Here is a 15562-nt window from a genome sequence, read left to right on the forward strand (position 1 = left end):
GCGAGCTGGGGCGGGTCCGGGGGATTCCCCCATCACGGCCCCGGGGGATCGCTCCATACCGCGGCAATGCGGCCAACGACCATGATCCAACCATGACTTCACGGCGAACAAGAATGCGCATTCTGGCTGGTGCGGCGGTTCTCGGCAGCGTGTCCGCCCTGGTCGCCCCGGCATCGGCATCGGCATCGCCGTCGGTATCGCCGTCGGTACCGGCATCGGCATCGGCGGCCGGCTCCCACGGCGAGCGGGCACAGGGCGGGGCCGTCGTCTCCGTCGAGCAGGTGGCCGACCTGACAGCGGAGGAAGTGGCCGGGCAACTCCGGGGAGAGATCGACTCGTCCCCGGTCCGCTACGGCGTGACCGCCTACCGGGTCACCTACCGCACCACTGACAGCACGGGCGCCCCCACGACCGCGAGCCAGCTCGTCGTCCTGCCCAGGAACGGGGCACGCCACCTGTCCACCGTTTCCTGGCTGCACGGCACCACCGTCCACCGCAAGGACGTCGCCTCGCAGAACCCGAAGTCGACCGACCGGCTCACCGCGCTGCTGTTCGCCTCGACCGGGCGGGCCGTTTCGGCGCCCGACTACGTCGGACTCGGCTCGGGCGAGGGCTTCCACCCCTACGGCGACCCCCGGGCCACGGTCGCGGCCTCGGTGGACGGCCTGCGCGCAGCCCGTACCATCGCCCACCGCAAGGGCCGGGAGCTGAAGCGGAAGGTGCAGGTCAGCGGGTTCTCGCAAGGCGGCCCCGCGACCATGCTGGTGGGCCGGGCGCTTCAGCAGGAGGACGCCGACCGCTACTTCCGGCTGGGAGCACTCGCCCCGGTCAGCGGCCCCTACGACCTCTCGGCCTTCGAGGCCGCCGCGGCCGACGACAAGATCGCCAAATCCGGCATCTACCTCGCCTACTTCGTCACCGCATGGAACAGGATGTACGGCCTCTACGCATCACCCGGCGACGCCTTCCGCTCTCCCTACGACAAGAAGGTGGAGGGCCTCTTCGACGGCCACCACACCACCGGGCAGATCGTCAGCGCACTCCCGGCAGCCTCCAAGGACCTGTTCACCGAGGACTTCCTCAACAAGATCCGCACGCCCGACGGCGTCTTGAAGGACAAGCTGCGCCCGATGGACAACACCTGCAACTGGCGGCCGAACGTGCCCGTCCAGATCTTCCACGGCCGAGGCGACAAGGACGTCGACTTCGCTCACGCGACGTACTGCGCCGACCAGCTCACGACGAACGGCGCCGCACGCCGGCTGACCGACGTGGGCAACTACGACCACAGCGGATCGCTGCGGCAAGCCCTGCCGCGGATCATCCGGTTCTTCGACGAGTCCGCGAAAACGGAGTGAGAAGACCGACCGAAGCGTGCCGGATCCGGATCACTCGAAGAACATGAAGATCCGCGACCCGTTGTGAAAACGTACTCCGGCACCGGGATACTTGGCCGGAGCCTCCCGGTCGGAGTACCCGTACACCGAGGCGATCTCGGCGTTCCCCGAGTTGACCAAGGCACTCACCAGGTACGGCTCAAGGTCCCGCGGCTCCCGGCGCCCGGTCGAGGGCAGCTCCGGCCACGGCACGGCGGCCGGCGGCTCCCCCTCGACGGGGGACTCCGCAACCGGCGTGCCGTCCGCGTCCTCGAACTTTTCGCCATCGGCCCGCGCGTACGTGATCCCCACCTGCAGCTGTGCGCCGTTCGTGAAGGTGATCTCCAAACCGTGCGGGCGCTCGCCGGGTTCGTTCACCGGCTCGACGGTCCGGATGTACGGCGCCTCGGCCAGCGCCTTGACAGTGAACTCCTGGAAGCGTGCGGGTCGCATCTTTGATCATCCCTTCGATCGCAGCCGTCCACCCTAAAAGCGCGCCGCGCCGCACGGGCCCGAACAAGCCGCAGGAACCCCAACGGTGGACAGCACCGCGTGACCGACCAGCGCGCCCGTCGCCTTGCGTGACCGACCGCACGACCGCGCGACCCGTCGGACACCCTTCAGGCCCGCAGGGCGGCTCGCGCCCGGGCCACTTGGGCCCGTACGTGCTCGGCGGCGGCGGGCGAGGGCCGCGGCGTGGTGGACCGGGGTTGGCAGTCCTGCCGTCAATTCGCGGATGAGGATGAAGTGGAACGAGGCACGGCGCCGTCCTTGCGGAAGGCGCCCGGCGCAGTGCCGAACTCCCGCTTGAAGGCGTTGGCGAAGGCGGACGCCGACCCGTAGCCCACCTGACGCGCGACGGCCGCCAGCGGCGCGTCGCCCTCGCGCAGGAGACGTGCGGCGGTGCTCAGCCGCCACCAGGCGAGGTAGGCCATGGGCGACTGGCCGACGTAGGAGCTGAACCGCGTCGCGAAACCGGAACGGGACAGGCCGACCGACGCGGCCAGGCTCCGCACACTCCAGGCACGTGCCGGCTCGCGGTGCATCCGGTCGAGCGCGGCGGCGACGGCGGGGTCCGTGAGTGCCGCGCACCAGCCCCCGTTCTCCCCCGGGCACTGCTGCTCCAGCCACGCGCGCAGGGCGTAGACGATGAGCAGGTCCAGCAGGGCCGGGAGTGCCGCGTCCGATCCGGCCCGGTCCCGCACGGCGTCGTGGCTCAGCAGTTCGACCGCCGAGCGGAGCTGGGCCTGCCGGCCGGGGTGCGCGGGAAGGTGGATGACCTGGGGCAGTCCCCGCAGGAAGGGATGGACCACCTCCCGGTTGAGCCGGTAGGCGCCGCACAGCAGGACCGTCTGGTCACCGGCCGGCTCCTCGTCACCGACGTCCGTGACCAGGCCCGGCCCGTGCGTCTCCGTCCGGTCCTGGGGGAGCTGGTCCAGCGTCCGGTCGGGACTGTCGCTGACCCCGTGCGCGGCACCGTGCGGCAGGAAGACGACATCGCCGGTCGTCAGCGGCAACGGGGAGCCCTCCGGTGGTATCAGCCAGCAGTCCCCGCTGAGCACGACGTGGAAGCCGGCCCCCGGGTAGGGGCCGAAGCGGCTTCCCCACCGGCCGGAGCGCCGGGCGCGGGTGACCTTGGGACGACCGGTCTTCATCGTCGTCACCACATCGCTCAGTACGTCCATTTCGCGAATCTATCCCGCGCGCTTGGGCGGGTCGGCGGGCCGGACGATGACGCATGTTCGTCGGCGCATGACGCATGGAGGCGACCGCGCCGCGCGCCGTACGGTCGGATCACCGCCCACCGACAGCCTCTTGAAGGAGCTGCCCCCATGACCGCGTACGTAGTGATCGACCTGGACGTCGACGACCCCGCCGGCTTCCAGCAGTACGTCGACGCCGTGACCCCGCTCATCGAAAAGGCCGGAGCGCGCAACCTCCTCATCGACGACGACTGCCTGACGCTGGAGGGGGACTGGCGTCCCCCGACCCTCGTCATCCACGAATTCCCCAGCAAGGAAGCCGTCCGCGCGTTCTGGGACGCCCCGGAGTACCAGCCGCTCAAGGCACTGCGCCGCCGGCACTCCACGGTCCGCGTCGTCGTCGGCGAAGCCGGCCGACCGGGCCACTGACCTCGCGACGGCACATCAGCCCCACCGCCTTCTGCGCACCCGGCTCACCCACCGGGACCGCCTACGGCATGCCCGCCGGCCAGCCCTCCGGAGGCGTGGGGAAGCCGTCGGGCGGGCCGCACGCTCGCCGCATGGCGGCGTCGGTCTGGGCGCCACGGTGACGAAGGAACTGCACGCGTTCATGAATGCCAACAAGCGCGTACAGATCGAGCAGAGGCAGACGGAGCTGGTGCTGCGGGACGACGTCCAGGACGGGGCGCCGCCGCCCATGGGCATCGACCTGGCCGCGGGGACTGCGGTAATCCGGCGGCGCGGGTAGCGGACGGCGTCATGAAGTGAGACGGCGGTAGCCGATGAGGGCTGGCAAGTGGTCGGCTCCGTCCTGAGGCACCGAGCGCCGGATGCGCCGTAGCGCAGACGCATCTGTTCGCCGTCACAGGCTTCCGTGTCAGCGAACCTGGTCGCTCTTCGGCCCGACGCCTTGAACCCTCGTCGGAGTTCCCTCCGGGGCGAACGATTCGCGGAAAGTGAAGGCGTGCGGCGTGGAGCCGTGGTCGTCGAGGTGTTGCAACCTGGAGACCCCGTCCTCCCAGGTGGGTATCACGCCGTCGGAGACCCACCAGAACACGTAATTCGGGTGTGCTGCCCGCTCGAACCAGTCGTAACGCCTGTTCAACGCCTCACGGTGCAGACCGGTGTAGATGGCGTCGAAGGCGGAACGCAGGTCGGTCCAGAGCGAGAGGGTCGCGGCCAGGGCGACAGTCTCCACCGTACGGCCCTTGTCGTACCAGGTCGGTACGACGAACTCTCCCCACGCACCCCAGTCCAAGTCGAAGTGTGCGCCCCCGTCGCGGTCTGTCGGTTCAGCATGACCGAGGTATCCGGGCTGCTGGCTGATCTCCGGGTAGATGGCCTCGCCGCTCTCGTGGAGTTCGCGGGTAAGAGGTGCGGGATCGGCGAGAGGTGCCTTCAGGGCACCGAATGTGTACAGCGCAAGGTGGGGCATACGTCTCTCCCTGGTTCGGGGCGCCTTGGTGTGGACCCGGTTCGCGGGTGGCTCAGCCTGAAGGAACTCCTGCGCGACCGCGGGCGATCGCCGAAGACCAGGTGAAGGTAGCTGCCTCTGCGGGCAATGTCGAAGTTGCGTTTTCCCTGCCCAAGTGCCCTCTTGTAGCGGTCATTCCGGGGTCAGGGGGCGGTGACGGGCCGGGCCGATTGCCGGGTATCGGCGATCCACTTCGGCCGATCGCCGGGGAGCTGGCTGCTGGCGTTGTGGCGTGCGCCGGTGGAGACACTCCGCTCGTTCCACGTGTGATGTGGCTGAGCATCCGGCTGCAGGTTGTGGTGGGTCGCTGCGACGAATGCCGCCCCGGGGCCGAGGGCTCAACCTCGGGTGCGGGTGGTGATCGTGGCCGGGGTCAGAACTTTGGCTGGCTACGAGGGGAGGGGTGGGGGGGCCGGGGTGCGTTTGCGGTCTGCGGGTGGGCTTGGGGTTGGCCGCCGTTCTCGTGCCGTCACGGATGCGGGTGCGTGAGGAGATCGCGCCGTGGGTTTGTGGCTGAGGGGGAGCTGGCTGCTGCCGCGATGTGGCTTGCGCCGGTGGAGACGCTCCGCTCGTTCCACGTGTGGTGTGGCTGAGCGTCCGGCTGCAGGCCGTGGCGTGTGCACACACCAACACGACAGCGGAAGTACTCGGTTCCGACCCGGGCATTCGCTCCAAATCGCGGGCACGTATGCCCCGGCGTCCGGAGCGCACTTCGGCACCGACTCGTCGTTCACAACTGCCTCATCAGGTTCACGATGAAGCGCGTAGAGTCGTCCAGGCTGAGGGAAGCCTGATGGATCAGTGAAAGTCCATGTGCCATGTACCTGATCCGCTCCAGGTCAGTCACCAGGACACCGGCAAAGCTTCCCTCCTGGTAGCCGATCCGCTCAAGTCCCGCCAACTCAAGCAGAACGAACGAGCTTTTGAGCTCCATGAACTCGTCTGTCGGCATTACCTGGACATTCACGTTACGCCGCGCACCGATATCCAGCAGGTAGCGCAGCTGCTCCCTGTGGGTATCCACATCTGCCAGCGGTTTCCGCAGCGGCTCCTCGCCGATGACGAATGAAAACGCTGTCGACTGTTTGTCGAGCACACGCTGGCGCCGCAGCCTGATGGCGACGCGCTCATCGATAGTCTCGTCGTCCACCGGAGGCCAAGCCTTGCCGAACAAGGCTCGGGCAGTGCGCTCCGTCTGCAGCAGGCCTGGGATGAGCGTCGGCTCAAACGAACTGAGCGCTGTCGCCTCCTCCTCGTACCGGAAGAAGTCCTGCGCCGCGGGCCTCCGCGGCTCCGGCTGGAGGTACTGGTGGGCCGCCTCCAGCAAGCCACCCGCCCCGCACAGCTGGTCAGCGATCTGCAGGATCCTCAGGCTCGCCCTTCTCCGCCCCTGCTCGATCGACTTGATCAACTCGACGCCGACACACGCCTCCTTCGCGAGCTCCTCGCGTGAAATGCCCGCCCGCTGGCGCCACCGCTTCAGCTGGTCCCCGCAGTACCGCCAGCCGATCGGCGGCTGGGACTCCAGAGTCATCGGACCACCCCTTCCCATCGCTACTACTCAAAGTAGCCACATGGAAGCTCTCAGGCAGCGCAGATCACACGACCCGGTCGTTCCACTCATCGTCTCCGCCCGCCGATGAAGGTTTCTGCTGCCACCACGAACCATCCGCAGCCGGACGCTCAGCCACACCACACGTGGAACGAGCGGAGCGTCTCCACCGGCGCAAGCCACATCGCGGCAGCAGCCAGCTCCCCCTCAGCCACAAACAAGCGGCGCGATCTCCTCACGCACCCGCATCCGTGACGGCACGAGAACGGCGGCCAACCCCAAGCCCACCCGCAGCCCGGGAACCGGCCCGCGCCCCCCACCCCTCCCCGCGTAGCCAGCCAAAGTTCTGACCCCGGCCACGCACACCACCCGCACCCGCCCACCCGCCCGCCCACCCACCCCACCCCGAATCCGCCCTCAGGCGTCCCTCAGCGACGCCGACAGCGCACGCGCCTCGTGTTCGGTCATCCGGGGGGTCTCGTACGGCACCGCGTTGACCCAGCGCTGCGCCAGCCGGGCGATCCGCTCGCCGTACCGCTCCGCCGTGATCAGGTCGCCGCGCGATCCGGCCTGCTCCGGTCCCAAGTCGGCGTGGCTCTGGCTCATCAGGCCCAGCCACGAGCCGAGCCGGTTCACGTCGTCGCGGCTGCCGCCGCTCCAGTTGTTGCCCGGCATGTCGCCCACGCCGATCCACTGCATGCCCAGCTGGGCGCCGAAGACCGCCAGCTGCTCCAGGACCGCCAGCTTGTCGCCGCTCTGCGAGGCGGACATGGTGAACCCTCCCGCCAGCTTGTCCTTCCACGCCTGCGCGACGAACGGCGTGAACGCCGCCTCCATGAACGCCTTGAACACCGCCGACACGCTGCCCATCAGCGTCGGGCAACCGAAAACGATCGCGTCGGAGCGGTCGAGCAGCGCCAGTACTTCCGCATCGTGCCACCGGCCCGCGATGACGTCCTCGGGCCGTATCTCGACGAGGTGCACCCGGGCGCCCGGCACGAGCCGTGCCCCGTCCGCCAGGTGCTCGGCCAGGACCCGGGTGTGGCCGTGCACCGAGTGGTACACCACCGTCACCGTGACCGTCGGCGCATCGTCCTGCTCGCGGTCAACGTCATTGCCTGTCATTGCTCTTCACTACTTCCCGCGTGGGCGAATCCCTGCTTGCCCACCCATCCCACCCCGCCCCCACCACCGCATCAACGCCGAACATCGCCCCACAGCGATCGGCCGCACCGATCGATCGCGTTAGCCTGCCCCCGTGGACAGGATCGAGCTGGAAGCATTCGTCACCGTCGCGGAAGAGCTGCACTTCGGCCGCGCTGCCGCGCGCCTGCACCGGGGGCAGCCCACCGTCAGCGATGCCGTCAGGCGGCTGGAGAGCAGCCTGGGCGGGCGGCTGTTCCACCGCACCAGCCGCCGGGTGTCATTGACCGATCTCGGCGAGGCGCTGCTGCCCGACGCCCGCGCCGCCCTGGCCCAGCTGCGCCGCTTCCAGCAGCGCGGGCGTTCCCTGGCCGCCGGCGAGGGGGCCCGCACCACCCTCGTCGTCGGGCACGCCGAATACACCGACCAGCAGCTGCTGTTGTGCTGCCTGCCGCAGCTGCGCGACCGTTTCCCCGGCGTGACGATCGTGCCGGAGGCCATGCCGACCACGGCCCAGGTCACCGCCCTACGGGCAGGGACGATCGGGCTGGGCATCGGCTGGGCCACCGGTGACGTCACCGGCGTACGCGCGAGGGTGCTGTCCACCGAGAGGTTCATGGCACTGGTGCCCGCGGCCCACCCCCTGGCCGGGCGGGCCGAGCTGAGCGCGTCCGAACTGTCCACCACCGACCTGCTCACCTGGCCCCACCAGATCAACAGCGGGCTCTGCGACCGCCTCCTGTCCGCCTTCCACATCGGCGGCGCCGACCTGCGCATCATCAGGACCGCCGACAGCGTGCACGCCATCGCCGCTCACGTCGCCGCAGGAACGGGCATCGGCATCACCGTCGAGTCCGCGCTCGACCACGAGCCGCCCGGCCTGCGCGTCATCCCCCTGACCGGCCCGTCGACCACCGCCGACCAGGTCGTCCTCACCCCCGCCGAGCCGTCGGACGCCGCGGAGGCCCTGCGCGACCTGCTCCTGCGCGCCTCGGCGGAGCCCCCTGCCCCCGGCCACTGAGCACTGAGGACCACCGCTCACGGCACCAGCACCACCTTCCCCCGCACGCGTCCCGTCTCGCTCAGCTCGTGGGCCTTCGCCGCCTCGATCAGCGGCAGGACCTCCTGGATCTCCGGGCGCAGCCCGCCCTCCCGTACGAGGTCCGCGAGGCCGCTCAGGTCGGCCGGCGTCGGTTCGAGGTAGAACTCGACGAACCGCTTCCCCTCCCGCTCGGCCTGCGCCGTCACCGCCGTACGGTCGATTCCCACGCCCACCACGTCGATGAGGATGCCGCCAGGATTCATGGTGGCCAGCGACCTGGGCCCGTAGTCGTTGCTGACGGTGTCCACGACCACGTCGATGTCGCGTACGACGGCGGCGAAGTCCGTCACCGTGTAGTCGATGAGTTCATCGGCACCCAGCGACCGTACGAACGCGTGCTTCTCCTTGCGCGCCGTACCGATCACGTACGCGCCCCGCGCCTTGGCGATCTGTACGGCCAGGTGGCCCACGCCGCCTGCCGCGCCGTGCACCAGTACGCGCTCTCCCGCCCGCACCCGTGCGATGCTCACCAGCGCCTGCCAGGCGGTCAGTCCGGCAATGGGCAGGGCCGCCGCCTGCACGTGGCCGATGGTGGACGGCTTGGCCGCCAGTGAGGTCTCCGGGACGACGACGTAGTCCGCGTGGCTGCCGCGGGGCGGGATCACCCACCCGAACACCTCGTCGCCCGGGCCGAAGGCACCGGCGCCCTCACCCGTCGCCGCCACTTCCCCGCTGAACTCGTGCCCCAGCACGAACGGCGGCGCGCCGAACCACTCCACATACCCGGAACGGACCTTCCAATCCGCCGGGTTGACGCCCGTGGCGCGCACCCGCACCAGGACCTCGCCGGGCCCGGGGCTCGGGCGCTCGGCCTCAGGGACTTCCCGTACTTCCAGAACTTCAGGGCCACCAAGAGAACGCTGACTGATCACTCGCATGACTGTGATCCTCGCGGCACTGGTATCCCTTGTACAGTAGGCACCTTTCTGAAAGGTAGGTACCCATTGGATACTGCCCCCGTGGACACTGCCCCCGCGCCCTGGTCCGTCCCGCCCGGCGCATGCCCCTCGCGGACCGTCGTCGAGGTCCTGGCCAACAAGTGGGTGCTGTACGTGCTCGGCGAGTTGGGTGCGCTGGGCGACGGATCGGCGCCCCGGCGGTTCAACGAGCTGCAGCGCTCCATCCCGGGCATCACGCAGAAGATGCTGACCCAGACCCTGCGCACGCTGGAGCGTGACGGCCTCGTCGAGCGCACGGTCTATCCCACGGTCCCGCCGCGGGTCGAGTACGCGCCGACCCCACTGGGGCGCGAGGCGGGGCAACTGGCCGCCGTCATCGGCCACTGGGCGCGCTCCCACGTGCACCAGATCACCACCGCCCGCGAGAAGTTCGACGAGAAGGCCAAGCAGGCGGTCGCTCCCCTGACCTGACCCACCGCAAGCTGCGCAAGCTGCCGCATCATGGACCCATGAACGCGGATCCCGGCGGTCACCTGACGCTGCCCGAAGAGTTGTTGCTCCTCTCCCTCCACCCCTCCACCGGCCGGAGGTTGTGCCGTGCGCGCTTCCTGCAGTACGGCGTGGCCGGCGCCGTGCTCGCCGAGTTGGCGCTCGGCGGGCACGTGGCCGAGGAGCGCGGGCGGGTCGTCGTCACCGGCCCGCTGCCGCCCGCGGATCCGCTGCTGGCCGCCGCCCTCGCCGAGCTCACCACCGGAGCCGCCGGAGCCGCCGGAGCACGCGGCAAGGGGCCCGGTGCCAAGGGGCCGCGGACGCGCGCCTGGGTGCGGCGGGCCGGGCGGCGGCTGGAGGAGCCGTGGCTCGACCGGCTCGTCGAGCGCGGGGCGCTGCGCCGGGAGTCCCGCCGCTTCCTGCGCCTGATCCCCTACCACTGCCACCCCGTCGCGTCGGCCGACCTGACGACGCCGGCGCGCATACGCCTGGACGAGGCGCGCCACGCCGGCTTCCCCGACCCGCGCTCGCGGGCCCTGGGCGCGCTGCTCGGCGCGATCGACGTGCACGCCCGGCTGTACCCGGGCTGGGACGCCCGCCGTACGCGCCGTGAGCTGCGGCGGCTGACGCGACAGGAGTGGCCGGCCGAGGCGGTGTACCGCAACGTGCGGCAGGACAAGTCCTCGGACGGCTCCGCGAGCGCGGGCGCGAGCGCCGGGGCGGGCTGAGCGTCAGCGGCCGCCGGTGACCCGCAGGGGCCGGAAGATGCCGGAGACGACGTCCGGGGCGGAGGCCCCCGTGGCGTCGACGAACCACTCGCGCCCCAGCAACAGCCCGAAGACGGGGGCGGGGAGGCGGATCAGTGCCCGCATCACCGGTGCGAGCCGGCCCGTTCCCCGTACCTGGGTCCGGTGGGTGGCCATGGCCTGCTGCTTCTGGCGGGCGAACCTGCGGGCGTCCACCGCGTGGGTGATGGCCGTGCGCGAGCTGTAGGCGGTGTGCGGTGCGACGGCGTCGTGGCGGACGGGAAGGCGCAGGCGGTCGACGAGCTTGAGGGTCCGGACGACCAGGTCGCGAGGGATCGTCGCTTCGAGGACGCGGTCCACCCCGGCGAGGGCGGCCGCCAGCCGGCCGACCTCGTGCACCCTGACGTGGTCGCGGTGGCCGTAGCCGCCGTTGGCGTCGTAGCTGAGGAGCAGGTCGGCGCGCTCCTCGCGCAGAACGGCGGCCAGCCGCTCGGCGGCGCTGCGGGAGTCGGCGCTGACGAAGCGCTTGCGGTCGGGCGGATCGGGGTACAGCTCCTTGCCGTTGCCGCTGTCCGCGTACCCCAGGTGCACGACGCGGGCCGCGCCGAGGACGGCGGCGCTCGCGCGGAGCTCTCCGAGGCGGACGGGTTCGCCGGGCCCGACGGCGCCCATGGCGCCGTCCGTGGCGACGACGATCACGACGCGGTGGCCCTCGGCGGCGGCGCGGGCGAGGGTGCCGCCGGTCATCAGGGCCTCGTCGTCCGGGTGGGCGTGGAAGGCCACAACGGTTGCCATGCCGGCACATCCTGGCCGATGTGGGTCGCCGCCGGGGTCAGGACGTGTACCAGCCACCCGTACGACCGACCCAGCGCGGTACGCCGCCCACGTGCCGTCTGCGGCTGTGAATGACCGTCTCCCAGGTCAGGAGCGGTTCGGTGGTTCCCCACGCCTCCGCCGCCAGCGCGTTGATGCGGGCCTCCAAGGTACGCAGGTGACCGCCGATGCGCTGGATGCCCCTGTTGATGCCGCGAAGCCAGAGGACGGCGAGCAGGAGTACGCCCGCCGTCACGTACAGACCGGGGCCGTCGAAGGCGAGCGGGTTCGCCACGGCGAGGAACGCGGAGATGACACCGGCGAACCCGATCATCTGCATGCGGGCGGCGACGCGTTGCGCTATCTCCTCGCGCAGCGCACGGTACTCCTCGAAGAGCGCGCCGATCTCCTTCTCACGGTTGCGCGCCGGGGCGCCTGCGGCGACCGGCGGCTGGGTTTGCTCTCCGGCGGAGCCCATGACCGAGTACGTACCCGGCACGCCGACCGCTCATACAGGCCGCACAAGGGCCGGCGGGGAGGCGCCGCGCTCCATCGCTGCGTAGGCGTCGTCGAGGATGCGCCCCAGCTCGGCTGCGGCCCCGCGGACCTGCGCCTCGTCGTCCGAGGCCGCCACCAGGTCCTCCAGCTCACGGAACCGTGCCGCGAGGTGCGGGTGGCGCTGGACGTGCACGTGGGCCGCCCACGAGGCGATGAACACCTGGCGCACCCCGTCGGCCGCCGCGTCCGCTTCCCTGGTGAAGGCGGGCAGGGCGGCCGGGAGCCTCGCGACGGCCCGGCGCAGCGCGGCAACGGTCGCGGGAGGCTGCGGGATCAGCGGGCGCTCGGGGACACCAGCGGTCACGTCTTCTCCTCGGATGAGTCGCCGGACGAGTCTTGACCGCCCGCGCCCTACGAGTACAGGTTGTCCTTGCTCAACTCGTGGAAGTGGTCGTGGTCATGGCCGTGGCCGTGGCCGTGGCCGTGGCCGTCACCGTGCTCGTGCTCGTGGTCGCCGCCGGTCTCGCCCGGGACGTGGGTGTGGGTCACCGGCAGGGAGGAGTCCGCCGAGAGGTCCCACGACGACGCTGCCCGGCCCCGTGCCACCATCTCCGCGCCCAGGGCCGCCACCATGGCGCCGTTGTCGGTGCACAGCTTGGGGCGCGGGACGCGCAGCGTGATGCCGGCGTCCTCGCAGCGGCGTTCGGCCATGGCGCGCAGGCGGGTGTTGGCGGCGACGCCGCCGCCGATCATGAGGTGGTCGACGCCGTGGTCCTTGCAGGCACGGACGGCCTTGCGGGTGAGGACGTCGACGACCGCCTCCTGGAAGGAGGCCGCCACGTCCGCCACGGGGACGTTCTCGCCGGCCGCGCGCTTGGCCTCGATCCAGCGGGCCACGGCCGTCTTCAGGCCGGAGAAGGAGAAGTCGTAGACCGGGTCGCGCGGGCCGGTCAGGCCGCGCGGGAAGCGGATCGCGTCGGGGTCGCCCTCGCGCGCGTAGCGGTCGATGACCGGGCCGCCGGGGAAGCCGAGGTTCAGCACGCGCGCGATCTTGTCGAAGGCCTCGCCCGCCGCGTCGTCGATGGTGGAGCCGAGGGGGCGGACGTCGGAGGTGATGTCCGGGGCGAGGAGGAGGGAGGAGTGGCCGCCGCTGACCAGCAGGGCCATGGTCGGCTCGGGCAGGGCGCCGTGTTCGAGCTGGTCGACGCAGATGTGGGAGGCGAGGTGGTTCACGCCGTACAGCGGCTTGCCGAGGGCGTACGCGTACGCCTTGGCGGCCGAGACGCCCACCAGCAGGGCGCCGGCGAGGCCGGGGCCGGCGGTGACGGCGATGCCGTCGAGGTCCTTGGCGGTGACGCCGGCCTCCTGCAGCGCGCGCTGGATGGTCGGCACCATGGCCTCCAGGTGCGCGCGGCTGGCGACCTCGGGCACGACGCCGCCGAAGCGCGCGTGCTCGTCGACGCTGGAGGCGACGGCGTCGGCCAGCAGCGTGTGGCCGCGGACGATGCCGACACCGGTCTCGTCGCAGGAGGTTTCGATGCCGAGGACGAGGGGTTCGTCAGTCCTGCGAGCCATGGGTCATTCCTTGGACAGCGTTGATCGGATCGGACAGGCGCATGACGAGCGCGTCGACGTTGCCGGGCTGGTAGTAGCCGCGGCGCACGCCCACCGGCTCGAAGCCGAAGCGTTCGTAGAGGCGCTGGGCACGGGTGTTGTCCACGCGCACTTCGAGCAGCACCTCACGGCAGTCGAAGGCGGTGGCCGTGGTGAGCAGTTCGCTCAGCAGGCGGGCGCCGAGGCCGGTGCTCCAGTGCTCCCGGTCCACGGCGATGGTCTGTACGTCGCCGGTGCGGTCGACGGCGGCGAGGCCGGCGTAGCCGACGATGCGGGTGGCCCCGGTGGTCCCGTCGGTGGTCTCGGCCACGACGTAGCGGCGGTTGGCGTGGGCGCCGCGCGCGTGGGCCAGCTCCGACCAGAACAGGCCCTTGGACCAGGCGTCGTGCGGGAAGAGCGCACGCTCCAGTTCCAGCACCGGGGCGATGTCCCACCAGCGCATGTCGCGGACGCGCACTGCGGTGCCGGTCACTGCGGCGTGACCACCTTGTAGTTGGCGGGCACCTGGGCGTCGGGACGGCGCAGGTACAGCGGCCGGTCCGGCAGGAACTCGCCGCCCGTGCGGAGCTTCTCCGCCGCCAGCGCCGCCAGCGCCGCCGCGCTCTGGTGCTGCGGCAGCTCGCCGCGCACGTCGCCGAAGGCGTCCGCGTACAGCACGGCGCCCGCGCCGATCGCCGGCAGGGCCGTCACGTCGGCGGGCAGCTCGGCGGGACGGTCCACGGCGGGCTCGGTGACGCGCGTACGGGCGTCGGCGTAGCGCGCCCAGTACACCTCCTTGCGGCGGGCGTCCGTCGCCACGACGAACCCGCCCTCCATCCCGGCCTGCCCCGCCGCGTACGCGATGCCGTCCAGCGTGCACAGGCCGTGGACGGGCACGGACAGGGCGGCCGCGAACGTCGCGGCGGTCACGATGCCCACCCGCAGACCGGTGTACGGGCCCGGGCCGACGCCCACGACGATGCCGGTCACGGCGTCCAGCGCGGTGCCCGCCTCGCCGAGCACCCGGTGCACGGCGGGCAGCAACAGCTCCCCGTGCCGGCGGGCGTCGATCTGGGTCGACTCGGCGACGACGGTCTCCCCGTCGTGCAGGGCGACCGTGACGGCGGGGGTGGCGGTATCAAGAGCGAGCAACAGCACGTGACAAGCGTACGGCGCGCCGTGGGACCTGTGTGGTGCGGGCGCCGGGACGACGGCGCGACAGCCGTGCGGCACCTGGTGCTACGGTCAGCCGCATAGCCGTACGACGCATCGGTAAGACGCATCGGTAAGACGCATCAGTGGTCGGTAAGGAGTGTGCGCAGCGTGGCACGCAGCAGCTCGGGGGTCATCGTGGCCGCGCTCACCGCGGCGGCCCTCGCAGGGGTCGGCTTCCTGGCGTACCAGGCGGAGGCCGCGCCCGACCGCCTCGCCGCCGCCCACGCAGCGGGCCAGGGCTCCGGCAAGGGCGCCAAGGGCGAGGGCTCCGGCGCCGATGCGGGCAAGGGCGGGGCCGCGGCCGGCCAGGGGCAGGCCACGGCGCCCGACGCGGTGCCGGAGGGCTCCGGCACGGGGCTGCGCGTCGTCTACGCGCTCGCGCAGAAGCGCGTGTGGCTGGTGGGCCAGGACGGCAAGGCCACCCGCACCTTCGAGGTGGCGCCGAGCACGGTCAGCCCGCCGCCGGGCACGTACGCGGTCACCTCGCGCACCCCGACGGTCACCGGCTCCGACGGCACGCCCGTCGAGCACGTGGTGATCTTCCACAAGGACCCGGCCGGGATCGTCTTCGGCTTCAGCGCGGCCGTGGACGGCTCCTCGCCCAACCCGGCGTCGGCGAAGAAGACCGGCGCGATCCGCGAGAAGCCGGCCGACGGGCGGTCGATGTGGGAGTTCGCGGTGACGAACACGAAGGTGGTCGTGATCCCGTAGCCGTCGCGGTTACGGGCGCGGTAGCGGTCGCAGTCGCGGTCGCCCGTTCGGGCTACGCCGCGTCGCGCCGCTCTTCCGGCCCTTCGACCCCTTCGACGGCCGGTTCCGGCGCGCGCGGTGGCGTGGAGACCGCGTCCGCGGCGGCACAGGAGGCCAGCAGGTCGTGCATCGACGGGGTCCGTTCCGGATCGCGCGGCACGGCGGCAGCGGCGGGGGCAGCGGGCTCGTGGGCCGACATGGTGCCTCCT

At 71.5% G+C, this 15562-nt stretch carries 20 protein-coding genes; 7 read left to right on the plus strand and 13 right to left on the minus strand.

Features of this window, described 5'->3' with window-relative positions; translation table 11 throughout:
* The first annotated feature begins 92 nt into the window (after positions 1-92).
* The gene (locus ABD361_RS12600) at positions 93-1358 is read left to right on the plus strand and encodes an alpha/beta hydrolase family protein (RefSeq protein ID WP_344435133.1); all 1266 of its coding nucleotides are present in this window, start codon (positions 93-95) and stop codon (positions 1356-1358) included.
* A 30-nt stretch (positions 1359-1388) separates the two neighbouring features.
* Here ABD361_RS12600 and ABD361_RS12605 read toward each other — a convergent pair whose 3' ends face one another.
* On the minus strand, positions 1389-1829 hold the full coding sequence (locus ABD361_RS12605) for a hypothetical protein (RefSeq protein WP_344435134.1): 441 nt from the start codon (positions 1827-1829) through the stop codon (positions 1389-1391).
* A gap of 272 nt (positions 1830-2101) precedes the next feature.
* Entirely contained in the window at positions 2102-3061 is a 960-nt protein-coding gene (locus ABD361_RS12610; RefSeq protein ID WP_344435135.1) for an AraC family transcriptional regulator, read from the minus strand.
* A gap of 147 nt (positions 3062-3208) precedes the next feature.
* Between ABD361_RS12610 and ABD361_RS12615 the strand changes: the two genes are divergently transcribed.
* On the plus strand, positions 3209-3508 hold the full coding sequence (locus tag ABD361_RS12615) for a DUF1330 domain-containing protein (RefSeq protein WP_344435137.1): 300 nt from the start codon (positions 3209-3211) through the stop codon (positions 3506-3508).
* A 181-nt stretch (positions 3509-3689) separates the two neighbouring features.
* Positions 3690-3827, plus strand: coding sequence for a DUF6191 domain-containing protein (locus ABD361_RS12620; RefSeq protein ID WP_344435138.1), 138 nt, complete (start codon positions 3690-3692; stop codon positions 3825-3827).
* Between the two features lie 129 nt (positions 3828-3956).
* On the opposite strand, the gene ABD361_RS12625 is transcribed toward ABD361_RS12620, so the two are convergent.
* The 3 genes from ABD361_RS12625 to ABD361_RS12635 all read right to left on the minus strand — a co-directional run bounded on the left by ABD361_RS12625 (position 3957) and on the right by ABD361_RS12635 (position 7230).
* Positions 3957-4514 (minus strand): DUF3291 domain-containing protein, encoded by a 558-nt coding sequence (locus ABD361_RS12625; RefSeq protein ID WP_344435139.1) that lies wholly within the window; start codon positions 4512-4514, stop codon positions 3957-3959.
* Between the two features lie 769 nt (positions 4515-5283).
* On the minus strand, positions 5284-6087 hold the full coding sequence (locus tag ABD361_RS12630; protein WP_344435141.1) for a helix-turn-helix domain-containing protein: 804 nt from the start codon (positions 6085-6087) through the stop codon (positions 5284-5286).
* A 435-nt stretch (positions 6088-6522) separates the two neighbouring features.
* On the minus strand, positions 6523-7230 hold the full coding sequence (locus ABD361_RS12635; protein WP_344435143.1) for a flavodoxin family protein: 708 nt from the start codon (positions 7228-7230) through the stop codon (positions 6523-6525).
* Between the two features lie 133 nt (positions 7231-7363).
* Here ABD361_RS12635 and ABD361_RS12640 point away from each other — a divergent pair, with 133 nt between their 5' ends.
* Positions 7364-8269 (plus strand): LysR family transcriptional regulator, encoded by a 906-nt coding sequence (locus tag ABD361_RS12640; RefSeq protein ID WP_344435144.1) that lies wholly within the window; start codon positions 7364-7366, stop codon positions 8267-8269.
* Between the two features lie 17 nt (positions 8270-8286).
* On the opposite strand, the gene ABD361_RS12645 is transcribed toward ABD361_RS12640, so the two are convergent.
* A complete protein-coding gene (locus tag ABD361_RS12645; RefSeq protein WP_344435145.1) occupies positions 8287-9228 on the minus strand; it encodes an NADP-dependent oxidoreductase in 942 nt (313 codons plus the stop codon).
* 81 nt (positions 9229-9309) lie between these two features.
* On the opposite strand from ABD361_RS12645, the gene ABD361_RS12650 reads away from it, so the two are divergent.
* Complete coding sequence (locus ABD361_RS12650; RefSeq protein WP_344435146.1) at positions 9310-9720, plus strand: winged helix-turn-helix transcriptional regulator; 411 nt, start codon at positions 9310-9312, stop codon at positions 9718-9720.
* 38 nt (positions 9721-9758) lie between these two features.
* Positions 9759-10466, plus strand: a complete 708-nt coding sequence (locus ABD361_RS12655) for a GOLPH3/VPS74 family protein (protein ID WP_344435147.1) — start codon at positions 9759-9761, stop codon at positions 10464-10466.
* Positions 10467-10469: 3 nt separating this feature from the next.
* On the opposite strand, the gene ABD361_RS12660 is transcribed toward ABD361_RS12655, so the two are convergent.
* The 6 genes from ABD361_RS12660 to tsaB are packed head-to-tail and all read right to left on the minus strand — an operon-like array spanning position 10470 to position 14546.
* Entirely contained in the window at positions 10470-11279 is an 810-nt protein-coding gene (locus tag ABD361_RS12660) for a PIG-L deacetylase family protein (protein ID WP_344435148.1), read from the minus strand.
* Between the two features lie 37 nt (positions 11280-11316).
* Positions 11317-11775, minus strand: coding sequence for a hypothetical protein (locus ABD361_RS12665; RefSeq protein WP_344435149.1), 459 nt, complete (start codon positions 11773-11775; stop codon positions 11317-11319).
* 30 nt (positions 11776-11805) lie between these two features.
* Positions 11806-12159, minus strand: a complete 354-nt coding sequence (locus ABD361_RS12670) for a hypothetical protein (protein ID WP_344435150.1) — start codon at positions 12157-12159, stop codon at positions 11806-11808.
* Positions 12160-12206: 47 nt separating this feature from the next.
* Positions 12207-13370 carry a tRNA (adenosine(37)-N6)-threonylcarbamoyltransferase complex transferase subunit TsaD gene (gene tsaD / locus ABD361_RS12675; protein ID WP_344435151.1) on the minus strand — a complete coding sequence of 388 codons (1164 nt, stop codon included), beginning with the start codon at positions 13368-13370 and terminating at the stop codon, positions 12207-12209.
* Entirely contained in the window at positions 13354-13851 is a 498-nt protein-coding gene (gene rimI, locus ABD361_RS12680) for a ribosomal protein S18-alanine N-acetyltransferase (protein WP_344435322.1), read from the minus strand. Before rimI ends, tsaD begins: the two co-directional genes overlap by 17 nt.
* 26 nt (positions 13852-13877) lie before the next feature.
* Complete coding sequence (tsaB, locus tag ABD361_RS12685; RefSeq protein WP_344435152.1) at positions 13878-14546, minus strand: tRNA (adenosine(37)-N6)-threonylcarbamoyltransferase complex dimerization subunit type 1 TsaB; 669 nt, start codon at positions 14544-14546, stop codon at positions 13878-13880.
* A gap of 165 nt (positions 14547-14711) precedes the next feature.
* Here tsaB and ABD361_RS12690 point away from each other — a divergent pair, with 165 nt between their 5' ends.
* Positions 14712-15314: a hypothetical protein gene (locus ABD361_RS12690; protein ID WP_344435153.1), complete on the plus strand. Its 603-nt coding sequence runs from the start codon at positions 14712-14714 to the stop codon at positions 15312-15314.
* Positions 15315-15366: 52 nt separating this feature from the next.
* Here the strand turns inward: ABD361_RS12690 and ABD361_RS12695 are convergent, their stop codons facing one another.
* Positions 15367-15552, minus strand: a complete 186-nt coding sequence (locus tag ABD361_RS12695) for a hypothetical protein (protein ID WP_344435154.1) — start codon at positions 15550-15552, stop codon at positions 15367-15369.
* Between the last annotated feature and the right edge of the window lie 10 nt (positions 15553-15562).

The organism is Streptomyces luteosporeus (assembly GCF_039532865.1).
Classification (GTDB): Bacteria; Actinomycetota; Actinomycetes; order Streptomycetales; family Streptomycetaceae; genus Streptomyces; species Streptomyces luteosporeus.

What these genes read in the sequence shown, in the direction of transcription:
- rimI (WP_344435322.1), bottom strand. Translation starts at nt 13,851, where the DNA reads ATGCGCTGGTGGGACATCGCCCCGGTGCTGGAACTGGAGCGTGCGCTC.
- ABD361_RS12665 (WP_344435149.1), bottom strand. Translation starts at nt 11,775, where the DNA reads ATGGGCTCCGCCGGAGAGCAAACCCAGCCGCCGGTCGCCGCAGGCGCC.
- ABD361_RS12625 (WP_344435139.1), bottom strand. Translation starts at nt 4,514, where the DNA reads ATGCCCCACCTTGCGCTGTACACATTCGGTGCCCTGAAGGCACCTCTC.
- ABD361_RS12620 (WP_344435138.1), top strand. Translation starts at nt 3,690, where the DNA reads ATGAATGCCAACAAGCGCGTACAGATCGAGCAGAGGCAGACGGAGCTG.
- ABD361_RS12615 (WP_344435137.1), top strand. Translation starts at nt 3,209, where the DNA reads ATGACCGCGTACGTAGTGATCGACCTGGACGTCGACGACCCCGCCGGC.
- ABD361_RS12635 (WP_344435143.1), bottom strand. Translation starts at nt 7,230, where the DNA reads ATGACAGGCAATGACGTTGACCGCGAGCAGGACGATGCGCCGACGGTC.
- ABD361_RS12695 (WP_344435154.1), bottom strand. Translation starts at nt 15,552, where the DNA reads ATGTCGGCCCACGAGCCCGCTGCCCCCGCCGCTGCCGCCGTGCCGCGC.
- ABD361_RS12660 (WP_344435148.1), bottom strand. Translation starts at nt 11,279, where the DNA reads ATGGCAACCGTTGTGGCCTTCCACGCCCACCCGGACGACGAGGCCCTG.
- tsaD (WP_344435151.1), bottom strand. Translation starts at nt 13,370, where the DNA reads ATGGCTCGCAGGACTGACGAACCCCTCGTCCTCGGCATCGAAACCTCC.
- ABD361_RS12655 (WP_344435147.1), top strand. Translation starts at nt 9,759, where the DNA reads ATGAACGCGGATCCCGGCGGTCACCTGACGCTGCCCGAAGAGTTGTTG.
- ABD361_RS12630 (WP_344435141.1), bottom strand. Translation starts at nt 6,087, where the DNA reads ATGACTCTGGAGTCCCAGCCGCCGATCGGCTGGCGGTACTGCGGGGAC.
- ABD361_RS12600 (WP_344435133.1), top strand. Translation starts at nt 93, where the DNA reads ATGACTTCACGGCGAACAAGAATGCGCATTCTGGCTGGTGCGGCGGTT.
- ABD361_RS12605 (WP_344435134.1), bottom strand. Translation starts at nt 1,829, where the DNA reads ATGCGACCCGCACGCTTCCAGGAGTTCACTGTCAAGGCGCTGGCCGAG.
- ABD361_RS12645 (WP_344435145.1), bottom strand. Translation starts at nt 9,228, where the DNA reads ATGCGAGTGATCAGTCAGCGTTCTCTTGGTGGCCCTGAAGTTCTGGAA.
- ABD361_RS12610 (WP_344435135.1), bottom strand. Translation starts at nt 3,061, where the DNA reads ATGGACGTACTGAGCGATGTGGTGACGACGATGAAGACCGGTCGTCCC.